The following is a 23,595-nucleotide window of genomic DNA, read 5'->3' on the forward strand; positions in this document are numbered from 1 at the left end:
GTTTCTCGTATGCTCGAATACATGCCCGGCCGCCAGAACTCCACACTGCAAACCCTGCAGAACTCCATCGGATCGCTTTCCACTGCGACGCTCAAGGAATTAGAGAAGCAACTACCGTGGTACCGCGAGCTGCGCCCAAGGGACCGCACCGCACTGGGCCTCATAGCGCAAAAGGGCATCGCCTCCTTTGTGTCCTGGTATCAAAAACCCGCCGCCAAGACGTGGGTTCTCGCCGACGTGTTCGGCACCGCCCCCACCGACCTTGCTCGCTCGATCAGCTTGCAAAAGGCCCTGCAACTGATACGGGTCGTGGTGGGGACGGTGGAGGATCACGTCCCGGAGCTGGCCGCAGGCGGAGATGAAGACAAGCTACGGCTCGCCGTGTTGCGATTTTCTCGAGAAGTGGCCTTTGCGGCCGCCGACGTCTATGCGCGCGCCGCCGAGGCGCGGGGCGCGTGGGACACCCGGCTGGAGGCGCTCGTTGTCGACGCCATTTTGCGCGGCGAAAACTCTGACTCGCTTCGCTCCCGGATTGCGGCTTTAGGCTGGAAATCGAAGAGCCCGGTGACGGTCGTTGTGGGTAGCGCGCCCGAGGATGCGAATCCGAGTTTTGTCTCCGATTTGCGCCGCTCGGCGTTGCGCTTCTCCGAGGACTCCCTCGTGGGAATCCAGGAGGATCGCATTGTGCTCTTCCTGGCCGGGTACCGCGATTCTCCCGAGTCTGGGCAACGCGTCGTGAACTCGTTGGGGCCGGGCCCGGTGGTGGTGTCGGCACCGGCCCCGAGTCTGGTCGAAGCCGGAGCGCAAGCGAATGCCGCGTTTTCGGCGGTCACGGCCGCCGCGGCGCTTCCAGCCGCGGCACTGCCCATTTCCACCGGCGACCTGCTGCCAGAACGCGCCATGAACGGCGATGCCTCCGCCTCCGCCCAACTTGTAGAAACCATTTACACGCCGCTCGTCAAGGCAGGAAACGGCCTGCTGGAAACCCTTGGCGCTTACGTAGAAATGGGACACTCCTTAGAAACCAGCGCCCGCGAGCTTTTTGTCCACGCAAATACGGTGCGCTATCGGTTGCGCAGAGTCACCGAAATCACCGGCTGGGACCCGCTCATCCCTCGCGAAGCGTTTGTCCTGCACGCCGCGCTGATTGCCGGCCGACTATCGACTAATCTTGTAGGTAACCTACAAAACGGCGGGACGAGTATGGTCATGCCGCCACCGGGAAACCCCACAAAAGTTTGGAATGCTTGAATGGTGCTCGCAATTCTCTGCCCTGGACAGGGCTCGCAAACCCCTGGCTTTTTAACCCCCTGGCTCGATGTGCCCGGCGTGGCCGAACAACTGCAACGCTTGAGCGATGCCGCCGAACTCGATCTCATTCACTACGGCACCCAGGCTGACGAAGAGACCATCAAGGACACCGCCATCGCCCAGCCGCTCATTGTGGCCGCTTCCCTGGTGAGCGCGCGGGCGGCCGGCCTTGACTCCGCCGGATTGGATGGTGCGCCACAAGACGCGATCATTGCCGGGCACTCGGTCGGCGAAATCGCCGCGGCGGCACTTGCCGGTATTTTCAGCGACGAGGACGCGATGAAGTTCGTGAGCCAACGCGCGCAAGCAATGGCGCTGGCAACCAAGGCAACACCGACAGGCATGGCCGCTGTCCTCGGCGGCGATCAGGAAGAGGTCCTCGCCGCCATTCGCGCCGCAGACCTCACCCCCGCCAACGTCAACGGCGGCGGACAAATCGTCGCCGCCGGCGCCCTAGAGAACCTCGAGCGTTTCACCACGGAACCGCCGGCAAAAGCCCGCGTCATCCCGCTCAAGGTGGCCGGGGCCTTCCACACGAGCTATATGGAAGCCGCGCGTGCGAGCCTTGGTGAGGCCGCGCCGTCGTACTCCCCTGCCGACCCCGCGCGCACCATACTCACGAATTTTGACGGTTCCGAAGTCGCCACTGGCGGCGAATACCTCTCACACCTCGTGGAGCAGGTCGCCCGACCGGTGCGCTGGGATCTCACTATGGAGACCATGGGGCGCCTCGGCGTCAGCGGGATCATCGAGTTGGCTCCGGCCGGAACTCTGGTCGGCATCGCCAAGCGAGTCATGAAGGGCGTGCCGTCGGTGGGCTTGAAAACTCCGGAGGACCTGGGTGCCGCGGCGAACCTTGTGTCCGAAATGAATGACGGCGCGTAGTACAGGAGAGTGCGAATGGCCACCTTGCAGCAACGAAAGACCAACGAATTCACGAAGGTCATGGGTGTCGGGGCGTACCGTCCGGAAAAACGCGTGAGCAATGAGGAAATCATCCAGTGGATCGACTCCTCGGACGAATGGATTCGCCAGCGCACCGGCATTGTGACCCGGCAGCGCGCCGACGCGGACACCAGCGTCATCGACATGGCCGAAGGCGCGGCCCGCAATGCGCTGGAGAACGCCGGGATCAGTGCGGATCAGTTGGGCGCGGTGATTGTGTCCACAGTCTCGCACCCGTTCGCGACCCCAAGCGCCTCGGCGAAACTGGCCGACCGGCTGGGCGCCACCCCGGCCGCGGCCTACGACATTTCGGCGGCGTGCGCCGGATATTGCTACGGCATTGCCCAGGCGGACGCGCTGGTGCACTCCGGGCAGGTCGAGTACGCGCTGGTGGTCGGCGCGGAAAAGCTCAGCGACTTCATTGACAACCATGAGCGCACCATCTCCTTCCTCCTGGGAGACGGTGCGGGCGCAGTGGTGATCGGTCCCTCCGACACGCCCGGGATTGGGCCGACCGTGTGGGGATCGGACGGCAGCAAATATGACGCGATCGGCATGACCCATTCGCTGCTGGACATTCGCGAGCTCTCGCTAGCCGCGCAGGCCGATGGCGGCGCCTCGGTGGGATCGATCTTAGAGACCGAAGCCCAGCTGTGGCCGACCATGCGCCAAGACGGGCAAACAGTCTTTCGGTGGGCGGTGTGGGAAATGGCGAAGGTCGCTCAACGCGCGCTGGACGCCGCCGGGGTATCGGCAGCGGATCTCGCCGCGTTCATTCCGCATCAGGCCAATATGCGCATTATCGATGAGATGGTCAAGCAACTCGGAGTACCGGAAAACGTGGTCGTGGCCCGCGATATTGCCGACTCCGGTAACACCTCCGCGGCCTCAATCCCGTTGGCCACACACCGACTTCTGCAGGAGAATCCGGAGCTCTCCGGCGGGCTCGCCTTGCAAATTGGTTTCGGCGCCGGGCTTGTCTTTGCCGCTCAAGTGATTGTTTTGCCCTAAGATTTTGACCGACACGTGCTTGGCTTTGACCAGGACGCGTGAGAAAGACCCGGTCCCGTGCCGCACGGGGGCTACCGGATACACACAAGAAATAAGGAGCCAGAATGGCTAGCAAAGAAGAAATCCTCGCCGGTCTCGCCGAGATCGTGAATGAAGAGACCGGCCTTGCCCCCGAGGCCGTGGAAATGGACAAGTCCTTCACCGATGACTTGGACATCGACTCCATCTCCATGATGACCATTGTGGTCAACGCGGAAGAAAAGTTCGACGTCAAGATCCCGGACGAGGAAGTCAAGAACCTCAAGACCGTGGCCGACGCTGTCAACTACATCGAGGGCGCACAGGCCTAAGCCTCGGCTCGATCACGCCAGTGTTCGCGTTTCGTCTAGAGGATGAGCGCGCGAACCACTGGCAGGGTCGTTCTGGTCCGGCTTTTTAATTCAGGACATCCGGACCAGATCGTCTCTGAACACCACAGAATCCAGGAAGAGCGCCGAAAGAGTTGCTATGTCTAGAAAAGTAGTTATTACCGGGTTGGGCGCTACCTCGCCCATCGGCGGTGATGTCCCAACCATGTGGGCCAACGCGCTCAAGGGTGTCTCCGGTGCACACACGCTCACCGATGACTGGGTTCAAGAATATGAATTGCCGGTCACCTTTGCGGCCAAGGTCTCCGATCCCGCCGAGAATGTGCTCTCCCGCGTCGAGATGAAGCGCATGGACCCCTCGACCCAGTTCGGTGTCATCGCCGCGCGCGAGGCGTGGAAGGACGCGAACATCGAGGACGTGGACCACGACCGTCTCGCCGTCGCGTTTGCGACCGGCATTGGCGGTGTCTGGACGCTCCTGGGAGCTTGGGACACGTTGCGGGACAAGGGCCCGCGCCGAGTGCTGCCCATGACGGTGCCGATGCTCATGCCCAACGGCGTGGCCGCTGCGGTGTCGCTGGATCTCGGTGCCCGCGCCGGAGCGCACACCCCCGTGTCTGCGTGCGCCTCCGGCACCGAAGCGCTCAATGTTGCGATGGACCTGATCCGTACCGGCAAGGCCGATGTGGTTGTTGCCGGTGGCGCCGAGTCCGCGATTCACCCGATGACAATCGCCTCATTCTCGGCCATGCAGGCGCTCTCGCGCCGCAATGACGATCCCGAGCACGCCTCCCGGCCCTACGACCGGGACCGCGACGGATTCGTCATGGGGGAAGGCGCCGGCGCGTTGGTACTCGAGTCCGAAGAACATGCCAAGGCCCGCGGCGCCCACATTTACGCCGAACTCGCCGGTACCTCCGTCACGGCCGACGCGTACCACATCACCGCGCCGGACCCCGAGGGTCTTGGTGCCACCCGTGCGCTGAAGGCGGCGCTCTACGATGGCCGCGTCCAGCCCGAAGACGTGGTGCACGTCAACGCGCACGCGACCTCCACCCCGGTGGGCGACCAGCCCGAGTACACGGCGTTGCACGCAACCTTCGGCAAGCACCTGGATGACATTGCGGTTTCGGCAACGAAGTCGCAAATGGGTCACCTCTTGGGCGCCTCCGGTGCGGTGGAAGCCGTGTTGACGGTCAAGGCCGTTGAGGAGCGCCGTGCGCCGGTGACGATCAACCTGGAAAACCAGGATCCGGAGATTCCACTGAACGTGGTCACCACCGAGCGCGAGCTGCCGCAAGGCGACATTGTGGCGCTTTCTAACTCCTTTGGCTTTGGCGGGCACAACGCGGTCATCGCGGTCCGTTCCCTCTAGCCTCGTTTCACATCCCCGTACCGCGTAGAAAAAGTACGACGGCGATCCAAGGCTTGGATCGCCGTCGTACTTTTTCTGCGCGGCACTTTGGGGGTACACCTGCGGGCCCGTTCAACCCGCTGCGCATGTTTGGCCGCTAGCTGACCTGGTGGAGCCAGCGCACCGGCGCGCCATCACCGGCGTAGCGGAAGGGTTCGAGTTCGTCATCCCAGGCCTCGCCCAGGGCCAACGAGAGTTCGGCGCACATCGCCGCGCCGTCGCCGCCGGATTTTTGGTAGGCGTAACGAATGCGGTCTTCGCCGACAACTACATTGCCCATCGCATCGGTGTGGGCGTGGAAGATGCCAAGTTCGGGAGTGTGGGACCACCGGCTTGCGTCAACGCCGCGGCTGGCTTCTTCGGTAACTTCGTAGCGCAGGTGTGCCCATCCTCGGATGGCGGAGGCGAGAAGCGAACCGGTGCCTTGGGGGGCGCTCCAGGTCAATTCGGCGCGGAACATTCCGGGCGCGGCAGGTTGCTCGTCCCAGTCGAGTTCGATGCGTTCATCGAGGATGCCACTCAGGGCCCATTCGATGTGCGGACACAGCGAAGCGGGGGCTGAGTGCACCAAAAGCACGCCGCGCGTGTATTCAACAGACATGTCAACCTCCATAGTTACTGATACGTCTTCCCCAACGATCTGTAACTACTGCGAAGGTGCGTCCAGGCGCGAGCCCACGTTCTCATTGTGCACTAGAGTGCCGCCTTTTACCAATACCAAATACTCAGGATGTAGTTACAGCGGCGCAATTAGGCGCGCGGGTGTGCCTGTTGGTAGCTCGCGCGCAGTCTTTCGATGGAAACGTGGGTGTAAATCTGCGTGGTCGAGAGGCTGGCGTGCCCCAGGAGTTCCTGGACCGCTCTGAGGTTAGCGCCGCCGTCGAGCAGGTGCGTCGCCGCGGTGTGGCGCAGGCCGTGCGGGCTGTGCACGGTGGCGTTGTCAATACCTGCCAGTCTTTTGGTGATCATTTCACGAGCCTGGCGTTGCCCAAGCCGCCCGCCCTTGGCACCGAGGAAGAGGGCGCTGGTGACGAGGCGGGCCGCTGCGTGGTCTTTGTGGGGTTGCGAACGAGTAAGGATCTGCGGGCGGCCATCGCTGATCCAAGCACGCAGGGCGTCTTGGGCGGGCACACCGAAAGGCACCACTCGCTCCTTGTTGCCCTTCCCGATCACGCGCAGGGTGCGGCGTTCCCAATCGACACTCTCCAGATCGAGGGCGACGAGTTCGCCAATGCGCATACCGCTCGCGTAGAGGAGTTCTAGGATGGCTTGGTCTCTGAGGTAAATGGCGAAAGCGTCCGGGTCGGTTGCCGCGTCTGGTGTCGGGGCGTCGAGGAGTTCCTGGGCCTGGTTTGCGCGGAGCACACCGGGTAGGGATTTTGCGACCTTGGGTGATTTGAGTTTGATCCCCGGGTCCTCGGCGGCGCGGCCCTCGCGAAGCAGCCAGGCGGTAAAGGCGCGGATGGAGGCGGATTTACGTGCCAGCGAGGTGCGTGCCATGCCCTTTGCCGCTTGCTCGCCGAGGAAGGCACGCAAATGGGCGAGTTTGATGTCCCCGGTGGTGTGCCTGCCGTTGTTCTGCAGAAAAGCGATCAGCGCGTCAATGTCTTGGAGGTAAGCGCGTACGGTGTTTTCGGAGCGGCCGCGCTCGTAGCTGAGGTAGGCGGCAAAGTCGTCCCTGGCCCGCTCGAGGTTTCTCGCCGCCATGCGCGTCTCACCAGTGCTCACGCTTCCAGTGTGGCCCTAATTCTGGCCGGTGGACACTCGACTCTCCGCACACACCTCAGATAACTTGCGCCGGGCAACGTAGCATATGTGCAGGAGGCTCCCAATTGGCACGGGATGAAAGTGTGAGCGAATACATGGACATGAACCAGGATCTGATGGATGAGAGTGAGTCCCTCAAGGATCGGCTGACGTGGTATCGGATCCGGAACAAGCTACGCATTAAGACGATGTGGGGCCGCCCATTTGCGTTCTTTCTCATCGCTTTGGCGTTGGCCGCGTGTGTGCCGCTGGTCGATACAGGACTCAATTTCAATCTCGTGGCCATGGACAAGGGTACGCTCATCAGTGTGCTTGGCGGCGTTTCTGCCGCGACGCTGACGCTTTCCGGCCTGGTCTTTACCGCTCTCACCACGGCAATGCAGCTCGGTATTTCCTCGCTCTCGGTTCGGGTGGTGCCCATCCTGCAACAGGACCCCGTCATGCTCATGTCGATGGGCGTCTTTATCGCGACCTTCGGGTATTCGATGTTGTTGGGCGTGGAAATGACTCTGGGCCCAGAAGAATTCAAGCCCGTGATGGCGTACGTGTTGGCGATTGTCCTCGCCATCGCCTGCGGTGTGCTGCTGATTGCCACCGTGGCCCGTATCTGCCGCATCTTGAATCCGGGCCAGTTGCTCTTGATGATTGCCGATCAGGGCTACAAGGCAATGGATGACCAGTTGCATCAATACCGGCGTAACCAGCCCAAGATGCCGCACCGCGAAAAGACCTCTGGCGGAAGCATCATCCGGATGGATCTTCGCCGTGGCCGCGGAAACACGCTTCTGGCCGTGAATTCGGTGCGTTTGCTGTCCTACGAGTCCAAATGGGATATCGAAATCGAACTCCTCGCGGTAGTCGGCTCGGCGTTGCCCTACGGGCTTCCGGTGTTCCGTGTCACCGGTGACACCACGCGGCGCCAACGCAAACGGCTGATGCGGTGCCTGGCCTTCGGTGAGACCTACGCGCCGACCTCCGGCCCTGTGGGGGCGATTCGCGCCATGGTGGACATTGCGCTCAAGGCGCTCTCCCCCTCTATCAACGATCCGAGCCGCGCCGTCCAGGTCCTGGACGAGCTCGAGGCGATGTTGGCGTACTTATCGCGAAACATTGAAGAGAACAATAAATGGGTGGAGGACAGCGGGAACCGCTCAATTGTTCGCGGCTGGACCCGCACCTGGGAGGATTACGTCGCCATTAGTACCGATGAGATTCGACAGTACGGTACTACCTCCATTCAAATTCAGCGCCGCTTGCGCAACATGTTTGAGTCCCTCTTGGAGCTCTGCGCTCACAATCAAAAGGAGCCGTTGCAAACGCGTTTGGAACTGCTAGATGCGCAAACCGATTCGCTGTGGACTATGCGGCTGGATCGTGAGCTTTCGCTCGTCTCGGATCCGCAAGGTTTCGGCTCGGCCAACGGGGTTGGGCGCGACGCGGACCCGCACGCTGTGCCGGGGTCCCCGCTCTCCAAGCGTGTCGATTCAAGCAACGCCAGCTGAGTGGCGGACAGTTCTAACTCTCCACCCGCCACAACCCCTGAATCTGCTGAGCCAGACCCTCCAAACTCAGCCGGCCCAGCGCGGCGCGCACGTCCGCCTCGCTCACTCCGGACACTTCGCTGAGTTTGGAAATGGTACTTCCCTTGGTCTTGGGCAGCGCCTCATAGACCAGCTGATCGTCAACCCTCATCCCATCGGTCACGAGCGTCTTTTCGCCCGCAACCCGTCCGGAGGCCGCCAGCTCCGAAAAGCCCAAGAGCTCCAAAGCCTCAGCGCCGTCGGTAATGGGGATGGCCCCACCCTCGCGCATGAGCCGATGGACGCCCGCGGATTGCGGCGAATCAATCGGACCGGGTACCGCGCCGATTTCCCGTCCTAAACCGGCCGCATGCGAAGCGGTGTTCAACGCCCCGGAGCGCCAGGTCGCTTCCACAACCACGGTCGCGCCGGCGAGCGCCGCAATGAGCCTGTTACGTTGCAGAAAACGCCAGCGGGTCGGTGTTCCTCCGGGTGCGGTTTCGGACACGAGCAGTGTGCGGTTCATAACATCTTGGAGCAGTTGCTGGTTGCCCGCCGGATAATACCGATCGACACCGCACGCAAGTATCGCGTAAGTGGGCCACACCTGATCCGAACCCACCGTGAGTGCGCTGCGATGCGCCATTGCATCAATCCCATAGGCGCCCCCGGAAATAACGGTCACCCCGCGAGAAACCGCATACTCACAAATAGTTCTGGTCGCCGAGCCGCCGTAGGGGGTTGCTCCCCGCGATCCCACCACGGCGAGAGAACGATCGGCCAGAGGAAGTGTCCCCTCGAGCGCCCCAGCACCGCGAACCCATAACGCGATCGGTGCTTCCGGCCCCAAGTCGGCGAGCGCCGGTGGCCAGCCCTCATCTTCGGGAATGAGCAAGGTGCCGCCAAGTTTGGCGATAGAGGCGAGATCGCGCACCGGATCTGCCGCGTTCACCCGATTCCGCCAGCGCTCTAACCCTCGGGCTAGCGCATCCTGGGGTTTACGCTGTCCGGCGACTGCGGCAATGTGGTGGAACTCCCCCAGCTCCACGCCGGTGGGCGCGGACCCGAACATGACCTCCACCGCACGCAGCGGACCGAGCGATTCGATCAGCATGGTTGCGGCCACGTCTCCGGGCTCGCACACCCGGGTCAACAGTGCCCGGGCCATTCGCACACTGTCCATCAGCCGATCCGCCTGGGCAACCGCCTCGCTCATTCTTCCCCTCCTCCGTGTGAGCTTCGGAAGGTGAGCGCTTGCGCGATGTGTTGTTCGCCCGGGCGCTCGCGTCCTTCCACATCTGCTAGCGTCCATGCGATCCGTAGCACCTTGTCATAAGCGCGGGCGGAAAGGCGTCCGCGCTCTAGGGCGCCATCGAGGAGAGCCGTCACGTCTCCCGGCAGACGCAATGCGCCGCGTAGGATCGGCCCGGGAACGTGGGCGTTGGAGTCATAGCCGAAGGCGGCGAGTCGTTCTTTCTGGCGATCGCGCGCGGCGGCAACCCGCTCTGCGACGACCGCGCTCATCTCACCCTGCTCGCCTTCGCGAAAGAGCCGGGGATTGACCTTGTCCACCGTGACGTGCAGGTCCACGCGGTCCAGCACGGGACCGGAAATCTTGCCAAAGTAGCGTCGCCGCTGTTGCCACGTGCAGGTGCAGTCCACCGCCTTCCCGCCGCCGTTGCCACAGGGACACGGGTTCGCCGCCAACACGAGTTGGAACCGTGCCGGATACTTTGCGACTCCTGCAGAGCGGTGTAGCGACAATTGTCCGCTTTCCAACGGTTGCCGCAACGAGTCGAGGACGCGGCGGTCAAACTCGGGAGCCTCGTCAAGGAACAGCACCCCGCGATGTGCCTTGGATATCGCCCCGGGCAGGGGAATGCCGCTGCCTCCACCGACTATGGACGCCACCGTGGCACTGTGGTGCGGGGCTTCAAAGTGCGGGCGACGCAAGAGCGTCCCGCGCGCGGCAAACCCGGCGCGCACCCCTTTGCCGGCAGAGCCCACCAGCGAATGAATGGCGCTGACTTCCAGGCTTGCTTGGTCATCCAAATCCGGTAAGAGACTCGTCAGCCGGCTCGCGAGCATGGTCTTGCCGGCGCCCGGCGGCCCGACCAGCATCAGGTGATGCCCACCAGCGGCCGCCACCTCGAGGGCGAGCTTCGCCTCCGGCTGGCCGTGCACATCCGCGATATCGCCCTCCTCCACCGGCGCACCCACGTCCGCACCCGTACTTTGCTGGGCCCGGTCGGTAATGGTGACCGGCCGCACGTCTGACTCCTTGGCACCGAGAAACAGCGCCACCGCCGCCACATCATCAAACGCGCGCACTTCGGCCCCCGTCACCAGCGAGGCTTCGGCGTGGTTCTCGCTCGCCACCACAAATCGGGAATATCCGGCCGCGACGGCGGCCATCACCGCCGGCAGAACTCCAGCGATCGGCAGCAACTGCCCGTCCAGGCCCAACTCAGCCAGGAACACCACGTCCCCGCTCATCCGCACCTTTCGATCCGCCTGCCAGGACGCCACAATAATCGCCAAATCGAACGAGGTGCCGCGCTTGGGGAGCGACGCCGGGGTCAAATTGACCGTGAGTTTACGCCGAGCCAACGGCAAACCAACGTTCCGCGCGGCCGAGCGCACCCGGTCCTTTGCTTCATTCAGGCTCGCATCCGGCAGCCCCAATAAGACGAATGAGGGTAATTCCTGACCAATGTCCGCCTGCACTTCCACGATGTGCCCAGCCAGGCCGACCAAGCCCACCGCATACGTGCGTCCCAGACTCATTCACCAATCGCTTTCACGTGCTCGATGCGTGCCTCGCCCAGATCGTTCATCACAATCCCAATGGCGTCGACCCGGTAAATTCGTATCGGCGACTCGTGCTCACGGAGCCACTGGAAAAGTAGCCGGTGCAGTCGACGCACCTTTTCCGGGGATATCGCCTCCAAGGGATGCCCAAAATACTCCGAGCTGCGCGTCTTCACCTCCACCGCGATAACGTTCAACCCGTCATATCCCACAAGGTCCAGTTCGCCGCCGCTACAGCGCCAATTGCGGTCCAGAATCACCCACCCGAGCCGTTCTAAATGCTCGGCTGCCACGTCTTCACCGGTCTTTCCCAGGCGGTCCTTCGCTTTCATGTGCACTCCTTCATGTACTTGAGAATGGACCAGCCCGCGCCCCGCAACAACGCCCAACCGGGAAATTGTGGACAACTTTCGCCATCACGGCAAAAAAGAGGGCCTGTGTAGGAGCATCCCTACACAGGCCCAACCTCGCTTGACCGGCTAGTTCCCTAACTCCCCGGGCTTCGGCAGCGTCAGATCATCGTTTTTGGCTAGTTCCTCGACGTTGACGTCGCGGAAGGTCAGCACCCGGACGGTGTTAACGAACCGCGCGGACCGGTATACGTCCCACACCCAGGCGTCCTGCAAAGTGACATCGAAATACACCTCGCCATCGGCCACCTTGGGCTCCACCTCGACCGAATTCGCCAAATAAAACCGACGCTCGGTCTCCACCACGTAACGGAACAGTCCCACCACATCGCGATATTCGCGGTAGAGCTGCAGCTCCATATTGGTTTCATAGTTTTCTAAATCATCTGCACTCATTGCTTGCCCCCTTTATACGCTCGGCAACAGATTCCACGTCTTGCGGTGGTGTTCGCTGGGACCGCGCTCGGCAATGGCCGCACGGTGCCCAACGGTCCCGTAGCCCTTGTTGCCACGCCAGCCAAACCAGGGCTCTGCCCGGTCCAAATCCACCATGAGCGCGTCCCTGGCCACCTTCGCCAGCACACTCGCCGCCGCAACGCTCAAACAGCTCATATCCGCTTTGACGCGCGCATGCACCGGGACGTCGAGCCCCGCGGGCGCTTCCTCGCCGAGCAGGTACTCGTCCATCAGAGTCGCTTCGCGCGGGGTGGAAAGCCAATCGTGGCTTCCATCGAGAATGACGACGTCGGCACGCACCTTTTCGGCCGCGTGCCACCACGCACGCTGGCCGGCCAGGCGTAAAGCCCCGGTCACCCCCAGCGCATCAACCTCCTTGGCACTCGCGTGCCCCACCGCAAACGCGGAGCACCACGCCTGGATCTTCTCCACGAGCGACTCACGCACGCTCGAGGTGAGGAGCTTACTATCCTTCACCTGCGGCAAATGAGGTGAGGCAGCGGCGTCGATCATCACACAACCCACGGTGACCGGGCCGGCCAAGGCGCCCCGCCCCACTTCATCCATTCCCGCGACGAACCGATAGCCCTCGCTGAGGTAGCTGCGCTCGACCTCTAGGGTCGGGGACCCGGATTTCATGGTGCGGGCGCGGGCCGTGCCGGCGCGGGGACATCGCGGAACGTGTCGGAGGGGTTAGACACGAACCCGAAACGGTTGAACGGGAAGGCAATCAGACCCACGGCGCCCACCACGTCGTCTTCGCGGATGAAGCCTTGCCCCTGGCCGGTCGTGTGGGCGCGGGAGTCCGCGGATCCGGAGCGATTGTCGCCCATGACCCACAGGCTACCCTCGGGGACGGTGACGTCGAAGGGCACGTCGGAGGGGGTGACGCCCGGTTTCAGGTAGGGTTCGGTGATTTCTTGGCCGTTGACCGTCAACTTGCCGTTGGCCGAGCAGCAGACAACCCTATCGCCGGGCAAACCGATAACGCGCTTGACCAAATATTGCTGAGAATTATCGGGGGCGAGGCCGAGGAACACGGCGACGTTATTGAGAACGGCGTCGAAGCCCTTTTCGGTGTTTTGCTCCGGGGGCAGCCAGCCTTGCTTGTCTTCAAAGACGATGATGTCCCCGCGGGCGAGGTCGAAGGGTTGCGGTACCAATTGGTTGACGAAAATACGGTCGCCGATGTCCAGGGTGTTTTCCATGGAGGATGAGGGGACGAAAAAGGCCCGGAAGAGGAAGGTCTTGATCAGGATCGAGAGCACGAGGGCCACCCCGACGATGATCGCGATTTCCTTGAGCCAGCCAACCCAGCCTCGAGGTTTTTTGTCCTTGCGGTTTGCCGACGAATCGCGGCCGCCGCGATCGCGGAGCGGCAATTCCTCGGGGTTGGAGCGGGTTGTGCTCGGCGGGTCGTCAGGAGTCTCGGACTTGTCTTGCTCAGTGCTCATCCGTGGCATTCATCCATTCCCGCTGTGTCGTGTTCTCGCCTGCGTGTCGGGTTAACCCGGCGTAGGCCCGCCCTCCAACTTTACACGCGTCAGTTCGCCGAAGCGCTCAGGCGGCCAGATCGTGAAGGTCACGCGACCGAGCACCTTGTCGAGTGGGACCATACCGCCGCCCGGGGCGCCCAGTAGCGACCGCGAATCTGCGGACTCGGAGCGGTGGTCGCCCATCAGCCAGAGCCGGTTCGCCGGAACCGTCACCTCGAATTGCTGGTCGCTGGGCGCATCGCCCGGGAAAAGGTACGGCTCGGTGATTTCTTGGCCGTTGACGCTCAGTTTGCCGTTCGAGCCGCAGCAGGCCACGGTGTCGCCGGGCAGACCGACGATGCGTTTGACGAAGACGGTGTCGCTGCCGACCAGACCGAGCCATTGACCTAGTCCGGTGAACCCGTCGCCCAGCCAGCCGCGCCCAGAGTCCAAGGGCGCGAAGGAGCCGCGGCCGTCGAAAACAACCACGTCGCCGCGTTGCAGTTGGTCGAGGCCGCGCTCCAGGCGATTGACCGCAATCCGGTCCCCCACTTGAAGAGTGTTTTCCATCGATCCGGAGGGGACGTAGTAGAAATCCATGACGGTCGCACGCAACGTGGCAACGCACAGGACCAGAATGGCGAGAATCAGTACCAAAAAACGCCAGCCCTTCCGTGGCTTGCGGCCACGGGCGGACTGACGTTTTGGCGGCGCGATGCCGTCTGGCTCTAAAGAGTCGGTTGGCATCGCCGAAAGGGTGAATTACTTGGTTTTGGCTGTGTAGTCGCGCTTCTCGCGAATACGTGCAGCCTTGCCGCGCAGTTCACGCATGTAGTACAGCTTGGCCCGACGAACATCACCGCGGGTCACAACCTCGATCTTGTCGATGACGGGGGTGTGTACCGGGAAGGTACGCTCCACGCCAACGCCGAAGCTGACCTTGCGGACGGTGAAGGTCTCGCGCACACCGGAACCTTGACGGCCCACGACGAATCCTTGGAACACCTGAATACGGCTGTTTTTGCCTTCGATGATGTTCACGTGCACCTTGACGGTGTCGCCGGGCTTGAAGTCAGGGACGTCGGTGCGCAGGCTTGCTGCGTCTACGTTGTCAAGAATGTTCATTGCTCATTCTCCTCATGAGAGCCGCAAGTCGCCCATGTTGATTGCGGTTGCGCGGGGCAGCTGGGGCCACGGCAACGAAATTGTGTGACGGCTTCCGCAGACGGCGGAAATCCGTGTGTTTGTGCTGTTGACACCGACCCCTTGCGGCAGGCCAATGCCCAGTAAACACAAAGAACAATTCTGCCACAACCGCCCACCCCACGCGAATTTCATGGCTAAACTCACGTTTCATGGCCACCTATAACCATGAAACGTGAGTTTAGCCATGAAATTTGCTCAGGGGAGGAGGTCGGGGCGGCGCTCCCTGGTCCGCTCCAGCTGCTGATCGCGACGCCATGCCGCAATTGCCGCGTGATTGCCGGACAACAGCACCTCGGGCACAGCCCGTCCCCGCCACACCGACGGTTTCGTGTACGCCGGGTACTCTAACAACCCGTCCGAATGCGACTCCTCCACCAGCGACTCCGGATTCCCGATCACACCGGGCACCAACCGGCCAATCGCCTCGATCATCGCCAGCGACGCGACCTCTCCCCCATTGAGCACGTAATCGCCGAGGCTCACCGGAATCACGTCAAAGGACTCGGCGGCCCACTCCAAGACCCGCTCGTCGATGCCCTCGTAGCGCCCACAGGCGAAAACGAGGTGATCGCGCCCAGCCAGTTCCCCGGCAAGTGCCTGCGTGAACTGGCGACCGGCCGGAGAGGGAACAAGCAAGGTGGGGCGAGCATCGCCGTCGTCCCTCACCGATTCCAAGGCTTGCGCCCACGGCTCGGCGAGCATCACCATGCCCGCGCCGCCCCCGTACGGGGTGTCATCGACGGTGCGGTGCCGGTCGGTGGTGAAGGCGCGCAAATCATGCACGCGCACGTCCAGGATGCCCTGCGCGCGCGCCTTGCCGATGAGGGACAGGTCCAGCGCGGAAAGGTACTCGGGAAAAATGCTTACGACGTCGATGCGCACCTTAAGCGCCCGCCTCGCCGTCATCGTCGGGCCGGTTGAGCGTGAGTAGCCCGGGCGGCGGGGTGATTGCGATGGTGCGGTTTTCCGGGTCGATTTCTGGGACGATTTCTTCGACGAACGGCACTAGGACTCTTTCACCCTCGGGCGTGGTGACTTCAAGGAGGTCCTGGGCGTCTCCGCTCAGCAACGCGGTGACCTTGCCGATCTCGGTGTCGCGCTCGCGCACAGCGAAGTCGAGGAGTTCGTGCTCGTACCATTCGTCGGAGTCTTCCGGCTCAGTGACGGCGGTGTGCATGAGCTTGGTGCCGCGTAGCTCTTCGGCGCGGTTGCGGTCGGTGACCTCCTCAAAGGCGAGGAGCAGGATGTTTTTGTTCCAGCGGGCCGCGCGAATGGTGAGCGGGCCGTTGGCCGCCGGGTCGGTCGCGAACGTGGCGCCGGGAATGAACCGTTCTGCGGGGCTATCGGTGAAGAGTTGCACGGTCACTTCGCCGCGAATGCCGTGCGGCTTGCCAATGCGGGCGGCTTGAACTTCCATGCTCTTCCTCACAATCATGCGGTACATGACAAGCATATGGCCCCCCACTTGTTCAGTGAGGGGCCATAGCTTTGATGGTTTTTAGCGTCGGCGGTCGGTGTCGATCACGTCGACGCGGACCGTGCGGTCCTCGGCAAGGGCGTTGACCACGGTCCGCAACGCCTTCGCGGTGCGGCCCTGGCGGCCAATGACGCGGCCCAGATCCTCCTGGTGCACCCGCACTTCGAGGGTTTCACCGCGGCGGTTGTTGCGCGCGTCAATACGCACGTCATCGGGGTTGTCCACGATGCCGCGCACCAAGTGCTCGAGTGCCTCGACCAGCAAGTTACTCAGCCTTCTCGGCTTCGGTTTCGGCTTCGCCCGCGGCAATGGCTTCGTCATGAGCCTCTGCACCGGCGGCGTCTGCGGCGGGCTCTTCGGCCTCGGCGACGATTTCCTCGGCCTCTTCCTCAGCCTTGCCCTTCTTGGTGATGGCCTCAGGCAGGATCACGGAATCCTTCTCCGGAGCCACGAACTCTTCCTTGGCTTCCTTGGTCTTCAAGGTACCCTCGGCACCGGGAAGGCCCTTGAACTTCTGCCAATCGCCGGTGATCTTGAGGATGTTGAGCACCTGCTCGGTCGGCTGTGCGCCGACGCCGAGCCAGTACTGTGCCCGGTCCGACTTGACCTCGATGAAGGATGGGTTCTCGGTGGGGTGGTACTTGCCGATCTCTTCGATGGCACGGCCGTCGCGCTTGGCGCGGGAGTCCATGACGACGATGCGGTAGTACGGTGCGCGAATCTTGCCGAAACGCTTCAAACGAATCTTTACGGCCACTGTTGTGACTTCTCCTGTTGTTTTTAGGGTGTGGAACGCACGCCAAGCACCGTGGGGTTGGGTTGTGCGAGGTTCACAGGGACACAATGCGCATGACGGATGAGAGGGTCCGTTGCCATTGGGTACCCGTCTATTGTGCCAGATGAGCGCGCCGAGTGCATCTTAGCTGAATCGTGTCCTCTCACAGAGTTCACAAGCGTCGATCTATGTGCTTAGACTCACAGGTATGACGTCAACGCCGACTCCCTCAAGACGCACCCTACTGGCATCGCTCATTGGCGCCCCGCTGGCGGCCTCGGCACTGAGCGCTTGCGCCCCGGTGGCCGGCGCGGATCCCGATGCGCCGGTCATTCCGCCCGCCGACGGTCCGGTCAAACTCCAATATTGGGCCTGGCTGAAGGACTTGCAAAAGGTCTGCGACATTTGGAACGCCAAAAACCCGAACATCCAGGTCGAAGCCGTATGGATTCCCGGCGGAGGCAGCGGCGGATACCAAAAGATCTTCTCGGCGATAGCCGCGGGCGGCGGACCGGACATCGCCCAAGCCGAGTTGCGCATGGTCCCCAGCTACCTTCTGCAAGGCGCGCTCACGAACCTTGCGCCGTACGGTTTTGACAAGTCCAAGGACCTCTATGACCCGTTCCAGTGGAGCCAGGTCAGTTTTAACGGCGGTATCTGGGCGGTCCCGCAGGACTCAGGACCCGCGGTGTTCTTTTATCAACCGGAGATCCTGGATCCTTACGGCGGGCCGCCAAAAACCTGGGACGACTGGTATGAGCTCGCCACGGCCATTCACACCGATGACAAGTCCAATTATTTGGAAGTTTTCGCCGTCTCCGACTCCTCCCAGCTCATCGCCTACGCGGTGCAGGCCGGGGCGCAATGGTTCCGCTTGGAGGATGACCAGTGGGTGGTGTCCATGAGCGACGAACCCACCCTGAACACGGCACGTTTCTTCGATCGCGCCATCACCGATGGGATTGTCGACACCTCAACTGGCTCATTCACGCCCGGCTGGTACGCGGGTGCCGTGTCCGGAAAATACGCGGCCGTCAGCACCGGCTCGTGGGGCGATGCGCTGGTCGAGAGCGTCTCGGGCGGCGCGGGCAAATGGCGCGTTGCGCCCTTGCCCGTGTGGGGACCGGACACCTACGGCTCCACGGCCATTGGAGGTTCGACGGCGATGATCACCTCCACGAGCCAGCACCCCAAAGAGGCGCTGGACTTTGCCACCTGGATGACAAGCACTCAGGAAGGGATCGATGCCATGATCAAATACAGCGGGATCGGCTGGTCGCCCTCGGCAGAGATTATCGGAACGCCGCGCGAGCGCCCCTCCGAGTTCTTTTCCGGCCAGAATTACAATCGGGACGTCGTAGCTCCGGCGGCCAAAGAGCAAAACTCGGACTGGATTTGGCCGCCGGTTCTCTTGGAGTCCATGGGCTATCTCACCAACAACTTCCGTAAAAAAGTCACCGAGGGACTCTCGCTCGTGGACGGGATTAGGGACGCAGAAAAAAAGACAATAGCCGCCATGAAAGCCAAGGGGTTGGCGGTGCGGGAAGCATGAGCAAGAATTCCGCCATCAAGCGGGCGCCCTGGATTTTTCTGGCGCCCTTCCTCGCGCTCTTTACCCTCACGTTCCTGCTGCCGATCTGTTCGGCACTCATCCAAAGCTTCACCCGGATTCAACGCTCAGGTGTCTTCGGCGAGCTGGGCACCACGGTCGGTTTTGCGGGTTTTGAGAATTATGCCGCGGCACTTGGGAACCAAGCATTTATCGCCTCCATTGGGCGCGTACTGCTGTTCGGCATTGTGCAGGTGCCCGTCATGATCGCGGCCGCGACCGTGCTGGCGCTCCTTTTGGAATCGGCGTCGGCGCGCTGGCCGAGCCTGTTCCGGGCCGCATATTTCCTGCCCTACGGCATTCCCGGGGTTCTCGCGACGATCTTGTGGGCGTTTCTCTATGTTCCGGGGTTGAGCCCAATCGTCGATATCGGCGCGATGTTCGGCCTTCAGCTGGACTTTTTGGGCCCACAAACGGTGCTGTGGTCGATTGCCAACATTACGACGTGGACGTTCACCGGGTACAATATGCTCATCATCGTCGCTCAGCTCAAGGCCATTCCACCGGATGTGTATGAGGCCGCGAAGATCGACGGCGCCGGAGCGTGGCGTACCGCATTCTCCGTCCAACTTCCGCTGATTCGCCCGGCACTGGTTTTGACGATCGTCTTCTCCATCATCGGGACACTGCAATTGTTCGCTGAGCCGCAGGTTCTTTCCACTGCCTCCACCGCCATTGACAACGCCTACACGCCCAACTTGAGCGCCTACAACTCGGCGTTCAATTATCAAAACTATGGTGAGGCCGCGGCGCAAGCGGTCCTGATCGCGCTGGTCGCCTTTGTGCTGTCCTTTATCTTCTTGCGCGTGACGAATCGGAAGGAACCATGAGCCACCGCGTCGACATCGAAAATCCTAGCTACGCTCCTACCTCGGGGCGAGCCCGCCGCCGCACCTCCGCGATTATTGTGACCGCGGTGCTGGGTTTGGCGCTGGTCTACTTCCTCATCCCCGTCTACTGGGTGGTCATCGCGGCCACAAAATCCACCGAGGACCTCTTGGGCACCCCGGGATTCTTGCTCGCACCAACCGTGCAGCTGTGGGACAACGTGATTCAGGCGCTGAACTATGGCGACAACATGTTTCTGCGCTGGTTTGGCAATAGCCTGATTTATTCGGTGATCGGTGCCGCCTTTGCGACCTACTTCGCGGCCGCCGCTGGTTTCGCCCTCGGAAAGTACGAGTTCAAGGGTCGCAACCTCATTTTCGGCATTATTCTTGGCGGTGTGCTGGTACCCGGCACGGCGACGGCACTCCCTCTGTTCTTCTTGTTCTCGTCGATGGGGCTGACTAATACCTATTGGTCAGTGCTATTGCCGAGCATGGTCTCGCCGTTCGGGGTGTTCCTGTGCCGGATCTATGCGCAAGCGGCCGTGCCGGACTCGATCATTGAGTCGGCCCGTCTAGACGGCGCCTCGGAACTGCGGATCTTCCATTCCCTGGCGCTACGCTCCATGACCCCGGCGCTCGTCACGGTGTTCCTCTTCCAGCTGGTAGGCATCTGGAACAACTATTTCCTACCGTTGGTGATGCTCGCGAACCAAGACCTCTACCCGATCACTCTGGGGCTAGCCACCTGGAACGCCCAGGTCGATCGCTTGCCGGAGTTCTATGAGCTCACCGTGACCGGGGTGTTGCTCTCGGTGATTCCGTTGGCGGTGTTGATGGTCGTGTTGCAGCGATTCTGGCGCGGCGGCCTCACCGAAGGCGCGGTCAAGGGCTAAGCCTGCTCCACCCACACATAAAGTTCAAGATCCTCTTGGCCACCGGCCTCGGTCGCCAAATCGGTGATCGCCTCGACGTAGTCCTGTGCGGTGGACTCGTCGAAAGGAATGTCCTCTGTAGTAGCCCACTGCGAGGCGACATCCGAGATTGCCAGGGACCCGTCGTCGTACTTAAATTCCACCAGTTCGCCGAGCGCGCGCACCATCTCTTCGGGTGCCACGTAGAGCGAATCGAGCGACGCGTCCACGCTGTAGAGCTCCGCCTCTCCCCCGGCGCCCACCGTGCGCGAGGCGAGCTGGCCCAACTGCTCGATCTCATAATCGGTGACGCCCGCGATGGAGACCGTCCCGGAAGGCGAGCTCTCCCCCTCGTCCAACTGGCGGGCCCGATCAAGCGCATCGTGATGGGTGGACACAAAGACATCGACTCGCGGTGACATGATTCCTCCGTCGTTGAGATGGAATTTTTCTCGAGCTGAGAGCGCTCACTTTCATCTTCTGCGCTGTGCCCGGCGCGGTCAACCTGCCGTCCCGGAATTGTTCGAGCGGGTTTACAGGTTGGCGATCCAGTCCGCCAAGAGGCGGGCACCCTCGTCGGTGTCCTGCGGACGGTGCCCGGCGCCCTCCACGACTCGATGCTCGGCCCCGGTTTCGGCGAAAAACTGGGCGACCTCCTCATACATGGGCTCCCAGCCGCCGGTGAGGACGAGGGTTTTCACCCCGGGGACGACGTGCAGCGGAGCCTCCCAGGGAGGGACCTGCAAACGCAACCGCGCCTCGGCAAGCCGGGAACTCGCCGTCGTACTTCTTTTGGGTGTGCTGGCACCAAAGGCGAGCCGCGCAAATTCTTGCGCGTATTCTTCGTTGGATAAGGAACGACGGCGATCCATCAGCGGTTGCATCAGCTTGCGGTGCATGCTGGTCGCCGGGAGGTCCGCGGTGAGCGAGAGCGTGGCCGGTTCCATGAGCGCGAGTCCAGCGATTTTTTCGGGGGCTTCGAGGGCCGCCATGGTGACCGCGATCGCGCCGTAGGAGTGGCCGACGAGGACCGTTGGTTCCGTGTCGCTGAGGTAGTCCAGGACGATGTTTTTGTCGGCGAGGAAATCGGTTTCTTGCGGTGGTTTTTCCTCGTCGAAGCCGGTGCGTTTGAGGAAGAGGCAGTCGTAGGTGCCCGCGAGGGCGTGCTGGCGCGGCCAGGCGGCGGCGCCGAATTGGCCGGCGCCGTGCGAGAAGACGATTCGCCTCACTTGCCGAGGAACTTGTCGAATCCCTTGGGCAGGTTGAAGGCTGAGGGGTCGAAGTCCTGCTCCTGGTTGGCCCCGAATGCGGCGCCAGCGTTGGCCTTGGCCGCGGCCTTGCGCTCTTGAGCCTGGGCAAGTTCCTGGGCGGCCTTGGCGGGGTTGCCGCTGCGCACCTTTTTCTTGCCCTTCTTAGCGTTTTGCTTGGCCTTGCGGGCCTGGCCGCCGATGCTCGGCATTCCGGGGACGCCGCCGCCTTGGGCCATACGCTTCATCATTTTTTGCGCCTCGGTGAAGCGTTGGAGCATTTGGTTGACTTCGGAGACGTGGACGCCGGAACCGCGGGCAATGCGCGCGCGGCGGGAGCCGTTCAGGATTTTAGGTGCGACGCGCTCGTGCGGGGTCATGGAGCGCACGATCGCCTCGACCCGGTCGATTTCGCGTTCGTCGAAGTTTTCGAGTTGCTCGCGCATGCCGGCGGCGCCGGGCATCATCATGAGCATCTTCTTCATCGAGCCCATTTTGCGGATCTGCTGCATTTGGGCAAGGAAGTCGTCGAGGGTGAAGTCTTCCTGGTCGGCAAACTTCTTTGCCATCCGGTCGGCTTCTTCTTTGTCCCAGGTCTTTTCGGCCTGCTCGATGAGAGAGAGGACGTCTCCCATGTCGAGGATGCGCCCGGCCATGCGGTCGGGGTGGAACTGTTCGAAGTCGCTGAGGTTTTCACCGGTGGAGGCGAACATGATCGGCTTGCCGGTAACCGAGGCGACCGAGAGTGCGGCGCCGCCGCGGGCATCGCCATCGAGTTTGGAGAGGACGACTCCGGTGAAGTTCACGCCCTCGTTGAACGCTTGGGCGGTTGTGACGGCGTCCTGGCCGATCATGGCGTCGATGACGAAGAGGACTTCGTCCGGGTTGACCGCTTGGCGGATGTCGGCGGCCTGCTGCATGAGGACCTGATCGATGCCGAGGCGGCCAGCGGTGTCCACGATGACAATGTCGTGCAGCTTGTTCTTGGCTTCTTGGACGCCGTTTTGGGCGACCTGTACCGGGTTGCCGGTGGCTTCCTCAAACTCGGATTGGACGCCGGGGTGCGGCGCGAAGACCTGGACGCCGGCTCGCTGGCCGACGACTTGGAGCTGGGTGACGGCGTTGGGGCGCTGCAAGTCGGCGGCGACGAGGAGGGGCGAGTGCCCCTGGTCTTTGAGCCACTTGCCGAGCTTTCCGGCGAGGGTGGTTTTACCGGCACCCTGGAGACCCGCAAGCATGATGACGGTGGGCGGGTTCTTGGCGAAGGTCAGTCTGCGGGTTTGTCCGCCGAGGATTTCTTGGAGCTCCTCGTTGACGATCTTGACGACTTGCTGACTGGGGTTTAGCGCGCCGGAGACCTCGGCGCCGAGGGCGCGCTCCTTGATCTTGGCTGTGAATTCGCGGACGACTGGAACCGCAACGTCGGCGTCCAACAGGGCACGGCGGATCTCACGTACCGTACCGTCAATGTCTGCCTCGGAAAGCTTTCCTTTTCCGCGCAGGTTTTTAAAGGTGTTGGCTAGGCGGTCCGAAAGTGAGTTGAACACTCGTTGTGCTTCTTTCCGTTGGGGTGGAGGCTGGGCCTGCAGTCAGTTGCGAATCAGCTATCAAGAATACCAAGAGGTGCTGTTTGGCGTGGCCTGCGGTGACGTTCGCTGCGGTTTGTGGTGGACGAACTGGTATTTTGTTGCACTCTTTATCTCTTTTCTGCGGTCTTTATGCGTTATTGAATTGCCGTGTTTGCTTTGCACGGTTTTTGGATTGTTGCTGTGTTGGTTCACGAGATTAGCAGCTGGGTCTGACATTGAGTTTCGCGGCCCGTACATTCAGGGCCTGAACGCAGGATTCCGGGGCAGGTTCACGCAACGTGGTCCGCTCTTCATGTTGTGGGTGACGCTCGCAGGGGTGGATGCTCCTCCACAGGGAAAAAGTTTTAAGAATTTTTCCGAAGTTATCCACATTTGGGGTTTTTCGGGTGCTCAATGTCGGTGCCGGGTTATAGCGTGGTGTTATGACGTTTCCTATGGCACAGACAGAGCTCGGGGTCCGCAC

Annotated in this window: 26 protein-coding genes; 9 read left to right on the forward strand and 17 right to left on the reverse strand. The window is 62.1% G+C overall.

The features are described from left to right. Positions 1 to 21: 21 nt before the first annotated feature. The 5 genes from O148_RS16080 to fabF all read left to right on the forward strand — a co-directional run bounded on the left by O148_RS16080 (position 22) and on the right by fabF (position 5,010). Positions 22 to 1,251, forward strand: a complete 1,230-nt coding sequence (locus O148_RS16080) for a PucR family transcriptional regulator (protein WP_084157255.1) — start codon at positions 22 to 24, stop codon at positions 1,249 to 1,251. Between the two features lie 3 nt (positions 1,252 to 1,254). After that, on the forward strand, positions 1,255 to 2,196 hold the full coding sequence (locus O148_RS0110200; protein WP_026530821.1) for an ACP S-malonyltransferase: 942 nt from the start codon (positions 1,255 to 1,257) through the stop codon (positions 2,194 to 2,196). A 15-nt stretch (positions 2,197 to 2,211) separates the two neighbouring features. Further along, on the forward strand, positions 2,212 to 3,267 hold the full coding sequence (locus O148_RS0110205) for a beta-ketoacyl-ACP synthase III (protein WP_026530822.1): 1,056 nt from the start codon (positions 2,212 to 2,214) through the stop codon (positions 3,265 to 3,267). Between the two features lie 104 nt (positions 3,268 to 3,371). Further along, positions 3,372 to 3,617 (forward strand): acyl carrier protein, encoded by a 246-nt coding sequence (locus O148_RS0110210; protein ID WP_026530823.1) that lies wholly within the window; start codon positions 3,372 to 3,374, stop codon positions 3,615 to 3,617. Between the two features lie 157 nt (positions 3,618 to 3,774). Next, entirely contained in the window at positions 3,775 to 5,010 is a 1,236-nt protein-coding gene (gene fabF / locus O148_RS0110215; RefSeq protein WP_026530824.1) for a beta-ketoacyl-ACP synthase II, read from the forward strand. Between the two features lie 136 nt (positions 5,011 to 5,146). On the opposite strand, the gene O148_RS0110220 is transcribed toward fabF, so the two are convergent. Both O148_RS0110220 and O148_RS0110225 read right to left on the reverse strand, forming a co-directional pair. Beyond that, positions 5,147 to 5,650: a DUF3145 domain-containing protein gene (locus O148_RS0110220; RefSeq protein WP_026530825.1), complete on the reverse strand. Its 504-nt coding sequence runs from the start codon at positions 5,648 to 5,650 to the stop codon at positions 5,147 to 5,149. Positions 5,651 to 5,799: 149 nt separating this feature from the next. Beyond that, complete coding sequence (locus O148_RS0110225; RefSeq protein ID WP_240470848.1) at positions 5,800 to 6,777, reverse strand: tyrosine recombinase XerC; 978 nt, start codon at positions 6,775 to 6,777, stop codon at positions 5,800 to 5,802. Positions 6,778 to 6,899: 122 nt separating this feature from the next. Between O148_RS0110225 and O148_RS16085 the strand changes: the two genes are divergently transcribed. Next, positions 6,900 to 8,318, forward strand: coding sequence for a DUF2254 family protein (locus O148_RS16085; protein WP_051620094.1), 1,419 nt, complete (start codon positions 6,900 to 6,902; stop codon positions 8,316 to 8,318). Positions 8,319 to 8,331: 13 nt separating this feature from the next. On the opposite strand, the gene dprA is transcribed toward O148_RS16085, so the two are convergent. The 12 genes from dprA to rpsP all read right to left on the reverse strand — a co-directional run bounded on the left by dprA (position 8,332) and on the right by rpsP (position 16,928). Further along, positions 8,332 to 9,552: a DNA-processing protein DprA gene (dprA, locus tag O148_RS0110235; protein ID WP_026530827.1), complete on the reverse strand. Its 1,221-nt coding sequence runs from the start codon at positions 9,550 to 9,552 to the stop codon at positions 8,332 to 8,334. Beyond that, on the reverse strand, positions 9,549 to 11,123 hold the full coding sequence (locus O148_RS0110240) for a YifB family Mg chelatase-like AAA ATPase (protein WP_026530828.1): 1,575 nt from the start codon (positions 11,121 to 11,123) through the stop codon (positions 9,549 to 9,551). Before O148_RS0110240 ends, dprA begins: the two co-directional genes overlap by 4 nt. Continuing rightward, on the reverse strand, positions 11,120 to 11,479 hold the full coding sequence (locus O148_RS0110245; RefSeq protein WP_026530829.1) for a YraN family protein: 360 nt from the start codon (positions 11,477 to 11,479) through the stop codon (positions 11,120 to 11,122). The genes O148_RS0110240 and O148_RS0110245 overlap by 4 nt, the downstream gene beginning before the upstream one ends. Before the next feature lie 147 nt (positions 11,480 to 11,626). Further along, the gene (locus O148_RS0110250; RefSeq protein ID WP_026530830.1) at positions 11,627 to 11,953 is read right to left on the reverse strand and encodes a DUF2469 domain-containing protein; all 327 of its coding nucleotides are present in this window, start codon (positions 11,951 to 11,953) and stop codon (positions 11,627 to 11,629) included. 12 nt (positions 11,954 to 11,965) lie between these two features. Beyond that, positions 11,966 to 12,652 (reverse strand): ribonuclease HII, encoded by a 687-nt coding sequence (locus O148_RS0110255; protein WP_026530831.1) that lies wholly within the window; start codon positions 12,650 to 12,652, stop codon positions 11,966 to 11,968. Further along, on the reverse strand, positions 12,649 to 13,467 hold the full coding sequence (gene lepB, locus O148_RS16090) for a signal peptidase I (RefSeq protein WP_084157251.1): 819 nt from the start codon (positions 13,465 to 13,467) through the stop codon (positions 12,649 to 12,651). Before lepB (O148_RS16090) ends, O148_RS0110255 begins: the two co-directional genes overlap by 4 nt. Positions 13,468 to 13,518: 51 nt before the next feature. Continuing rightward, positions 13,519 to 14,235, reverse strand: a complete 717-nt coding sequence (lepB, locus tag O148_RS0110265; protein ID WP_084157252.1) for a signal peptidase I — start codon at positions 14,233 to 14,235, stop codon at positions 13,519 to 13,521. 15 nt (positions 14,236 to 14,250) lie between these two features. Further along, positions 14,251 to 14,613, reverse strand: a complete 363-nt coding sequence (gene rplS, locus O148_RS0110270; protein ID WP_026530833.1) for a 50S ribosomal protein L19 — start codon at positions 14,611 to 14,613, stop codon at positions 14,251 to 14,253. Between the two features lie 276 nt (positions 14,614 to 14,889). Continuing rightward, positions 14,890 to 15,576, reverse strand: coding sequence for a tRNA (guanosine(37)-N1)-methyltransferase TrmD (gene trmD, locus O148_RS16095; protein WP_035745763.1), 687 nt, complete (start codon positions 15,574 to 15,576; stop codon positions 14,890 to 14,892). A 1-nt stretch (position 15,577) separates the two neighbouring features. Further along, positions 15,578 to 16,111 carry a ribosome maturation factor RimM gene (gene rimM / locus O148_RS0110280; protein ID WP_026530834.1) on the reverse strand — a complete coding sequence of 178 codons (534 nt, stop codon included), beginning with the start codon at positions 16,109 to 16,111 and terminating at the stop codon, positions 15,578 to 15,580. An 81-nt stretch (positions 16,112 to 16,192) separates the two neighbouring features. Continuing rightward, positions 16,193 to 16,435, reverse strand: a complete 243-nt coding sequence (locus tag O148_RS0110285; protein ID WP_026530835.1) for an RNA-binding protein — start codon at positions 16,433 to 16,435, stop codon at positions 16,193 to 16,195. Between the two features lies 1 nt (position 16,436). Beyond that, a complete protein-coding gene (gene rpsP / locus O148_RS0110290; RefSeq protein ID WP_026530836.1) occupies positions 16,437 to 16,928 on the reverse strand; it encodes a 30S ribosomal protein S16 in 492 nt (163 codons plus the stop codon). A 226-nt stretch (positions 16,929 to 17,154) separates the two neighbouring features. Here rpsP and O148_RS0110295 point away from each other — a divergent pair, with 226 nt between their 5' ends. From O148_RS0110295 to O148_RS0110305, 3 genes are read left to right on the forward strand one after another with little or no spacing between them, the layout of a single operon-like run. Next, a complete protein-coding gene (locus O148_RS0110295) occupies positions 17,155 to 18,498 on the forward strand; it encodes an extracellular solute-binding protein (RefSeq protein WP_026530837.1) in 1,344 nt (447 codons plus the stop codon). Continuing rightward, positions 18,495 to 19,385: a carbohydrate ABC transporter permease gene (locus O148_RS0110300; RefSeq protein ID WP_026530838.1), complete on the forward strand. Its 891-nt coding sequence runs from the start codon at positions 18,495 to 18,497 to the stop codon at positions 19,383 to 19,385. Before O148_RS0110295 ends, O148_RS0110300 begins: the two co-directional genes overlap by 4 nt. After that, complete coding sequence (locus O148_RS0110305) at positions 19,382 to 20,278, forward strand: carbohydrate ABC transporter permease (protein ID WP_026530839.1); 897 nt, start codon at positions 19,382 to 19,384, stop codon at positions 20,276 to 20,278. The genes O148_RS0110300 and O148_RS0110305 overlap by 4 nt, the downstream gene beginning before the upstream one ends. Here O148_RS0110305 and O148_RS16100 read toward each other — a convergent pair. From O148_RS16100 to ffh, 3 genes are all read right to left on the reverse strand, one after another. Continuing rightward, on the reverse strand, positions 20,275 to 20,718 hold the full coding sequence (locus O148_RS16100) for a hypothetical protein (protein WP_035745765.1): 444 nt from the start codon (positions 20,716 to 20,718) through the stop codon (positions 20,275 to 20,277). The genes O148_RS0110305 and O148_RS16100 overlap by 4 nt on opposite strands. Positions 20,719 to 20,829: 111 nt before the next feature. Beyond that, positions 20,830 to 21,525: an alpha/beta fold hydrolase gene (locus O148_RS0110315; RefSeq protein ID WP_035745767.1), complete on the reverse strand. Its 696-nt coding sequence runs from the start codon at positions 21,523 to 21,525 to the stop codon at positions 20,830 to 20,832. Then, positions 21,522 to 23,090, reverse strand: a complete 1,569-nt coding sequence (ffh, locus tag O148_RS0110320; protein WP_026530841.1) for a signal recognition particle protein — start codon at positions 23,088 to 23,090, stop codon at positions 21,522 to 21,524. The genes O148_RS0110315 and ffh overlap by 4 nt, the downstream gene beginning before the upstream one ends. Between the last annotated feature and the right edge of the window lie 505 nt (positions 23,091 to 23,595).

The sequence above is a fragment of the Haematomicrobium sanguinis DSM 21259 genome (genome assembly GCF_000688395.1).
GTDB classification, from domain to species: domain Bacteria; phylum Actinomycetota; class Actinomycetes; order Actinomycetales; family Micrococcaceae; genus Haematomicrobium; species Haematomicrobium sanguinis.

What these genes read in the sequence shown, in the direction of transcription:
- O148_RS0110250 (WP_026530830.1), bottom strand. Translation starts at nt 11,953, where the DNA reads ATGAGTGCAGATGATTTAGAAAACTATGAAACCAATATGGAGCTGCAG.
- fabF (WP_026530824.1), top strand. Translation starts at nt 3,775, where the DNA reads ATGTCTAGAAAAGTAGTTATTACCGGGTTGGGCGCTACCTCGCCCATC.
- lepB (WP_084157252.1), bottom strand. Translation starts at nt 14,235, where the DNA reads ATGCCAACCGACTCTTTAGAGCCAGACGGCATCGCGCCGCCAAAACGT.
- O148_RS0110295 (WP_026530837.1), top strand. Translation starts at nt 17,155, where the DNA reads ATGACGTCAACGCCGACTCCCTCAAGACGCACCCTACTGGCATCGCTC.
- O148_RS16100 (WP_035745765.1), bottom strand. Translation starts at nt 20,718, where the DNA reads ATGTCACCGCGAGTCGATGTCTTTGTGTCCACCCATCACGATGCGCTT.
- rplS (WP_026530833.1), bottom strand. Translation starts at nt 14,613, where the DNA reads ATGAACATTCTTGACAACGTAGACGCAGCAAGCCTGCGCACCGACGTC.
- O148_RS0110240 (WP_026530828.1), bottom strand. Translation starts at nt 11,123, where the DNA reads ATGAGTCTGGGACGCACGTATGCGGTGGGCTTGGTCGGCCTGGCTGGG.
- dprA (WP_026530827.1), bottom strand. Translation starts at nt 9,552, where the DNA reads ATGAGCGAGGCGGTTGCCCAGGCGGATCGGCTGATGGACAGTGTGCGA.
- O148_RS0110255 (WP_026530831.1), bottom strand. Translation starts at nt 12,652, where the DNA reads ATGAAATCCGGGTCCCCGACCCTAGAGGTCGAGCGCAGCTACCTCAGC.
- O148_RS0110210 (WP_026530823.1), top strand. Translation starts at nt 3,372, where the DNA reads ATGGCTAGCAAAGAAGAAATCCTCGCCGGTCTCGCCGAGATCGTGAAT.
- O148_RS16080 (WP_084157255.1), top strand. Translation starts at nt 22, where the DNA reads ATGCCCGGCCGCCAGAACTCCACACTGCAAACCCTGCAGAACTCCATC.
- O148_RS0110205 (WP_026530822.1), top strand. Translation starts at nt 2,212, where the DNA reads ATGGCCACCTTGCAGCAACGAAAGACCAACGAATTCACGAAGGTCATG.
- O148_RS0110245 (WP_026530829.1), bottom strand. Translation starts at nt 11,479, where the DNA reads ATGAAAGCGAAGGACCGCCTGGGAAAGACCGGTGAAGACGTGGCAGCC.
- lepB (WP_084157251.1), bottom strand. Translation starts at nt 13,467, where the DNA reads ATGAGCACTGAGCAAGACAAGTCCGAGACTCCTGACGACCCGCCGAGC.
- rimM (WP_026530834.1), bottom strand. Translation starts at nt 16,111, where the DNA reads ATGGAAGTTCAAGCCGCCCGCATTGGCAAGCCGCACGGCATTCGCGGC.
- O148_RS0110300 (WP_026530838.1), top strand. Translation starts at nt 18,495, where the DNA reads ATGAGCAAGAATTCCGCCATCAAGCGGGCGCCCTGGATTTTTCTGGCG.
- O148_RS0110305 (WP_026530839.1), top strand. Translation starts at nt 19,382, where the DNA reads ATGAGCCACCGCGTCGACATCGAAAATCCTAGCTACGCTCCTACCTCG.
- O148_RS0110220 (WP_026530825.1), bottom strand. Translation starts at nt 5,650, where the DNA reads ATGTCTGTTGAATACACGCGCGGCGTGCTTTTGGTGCACTCAGCCCCC.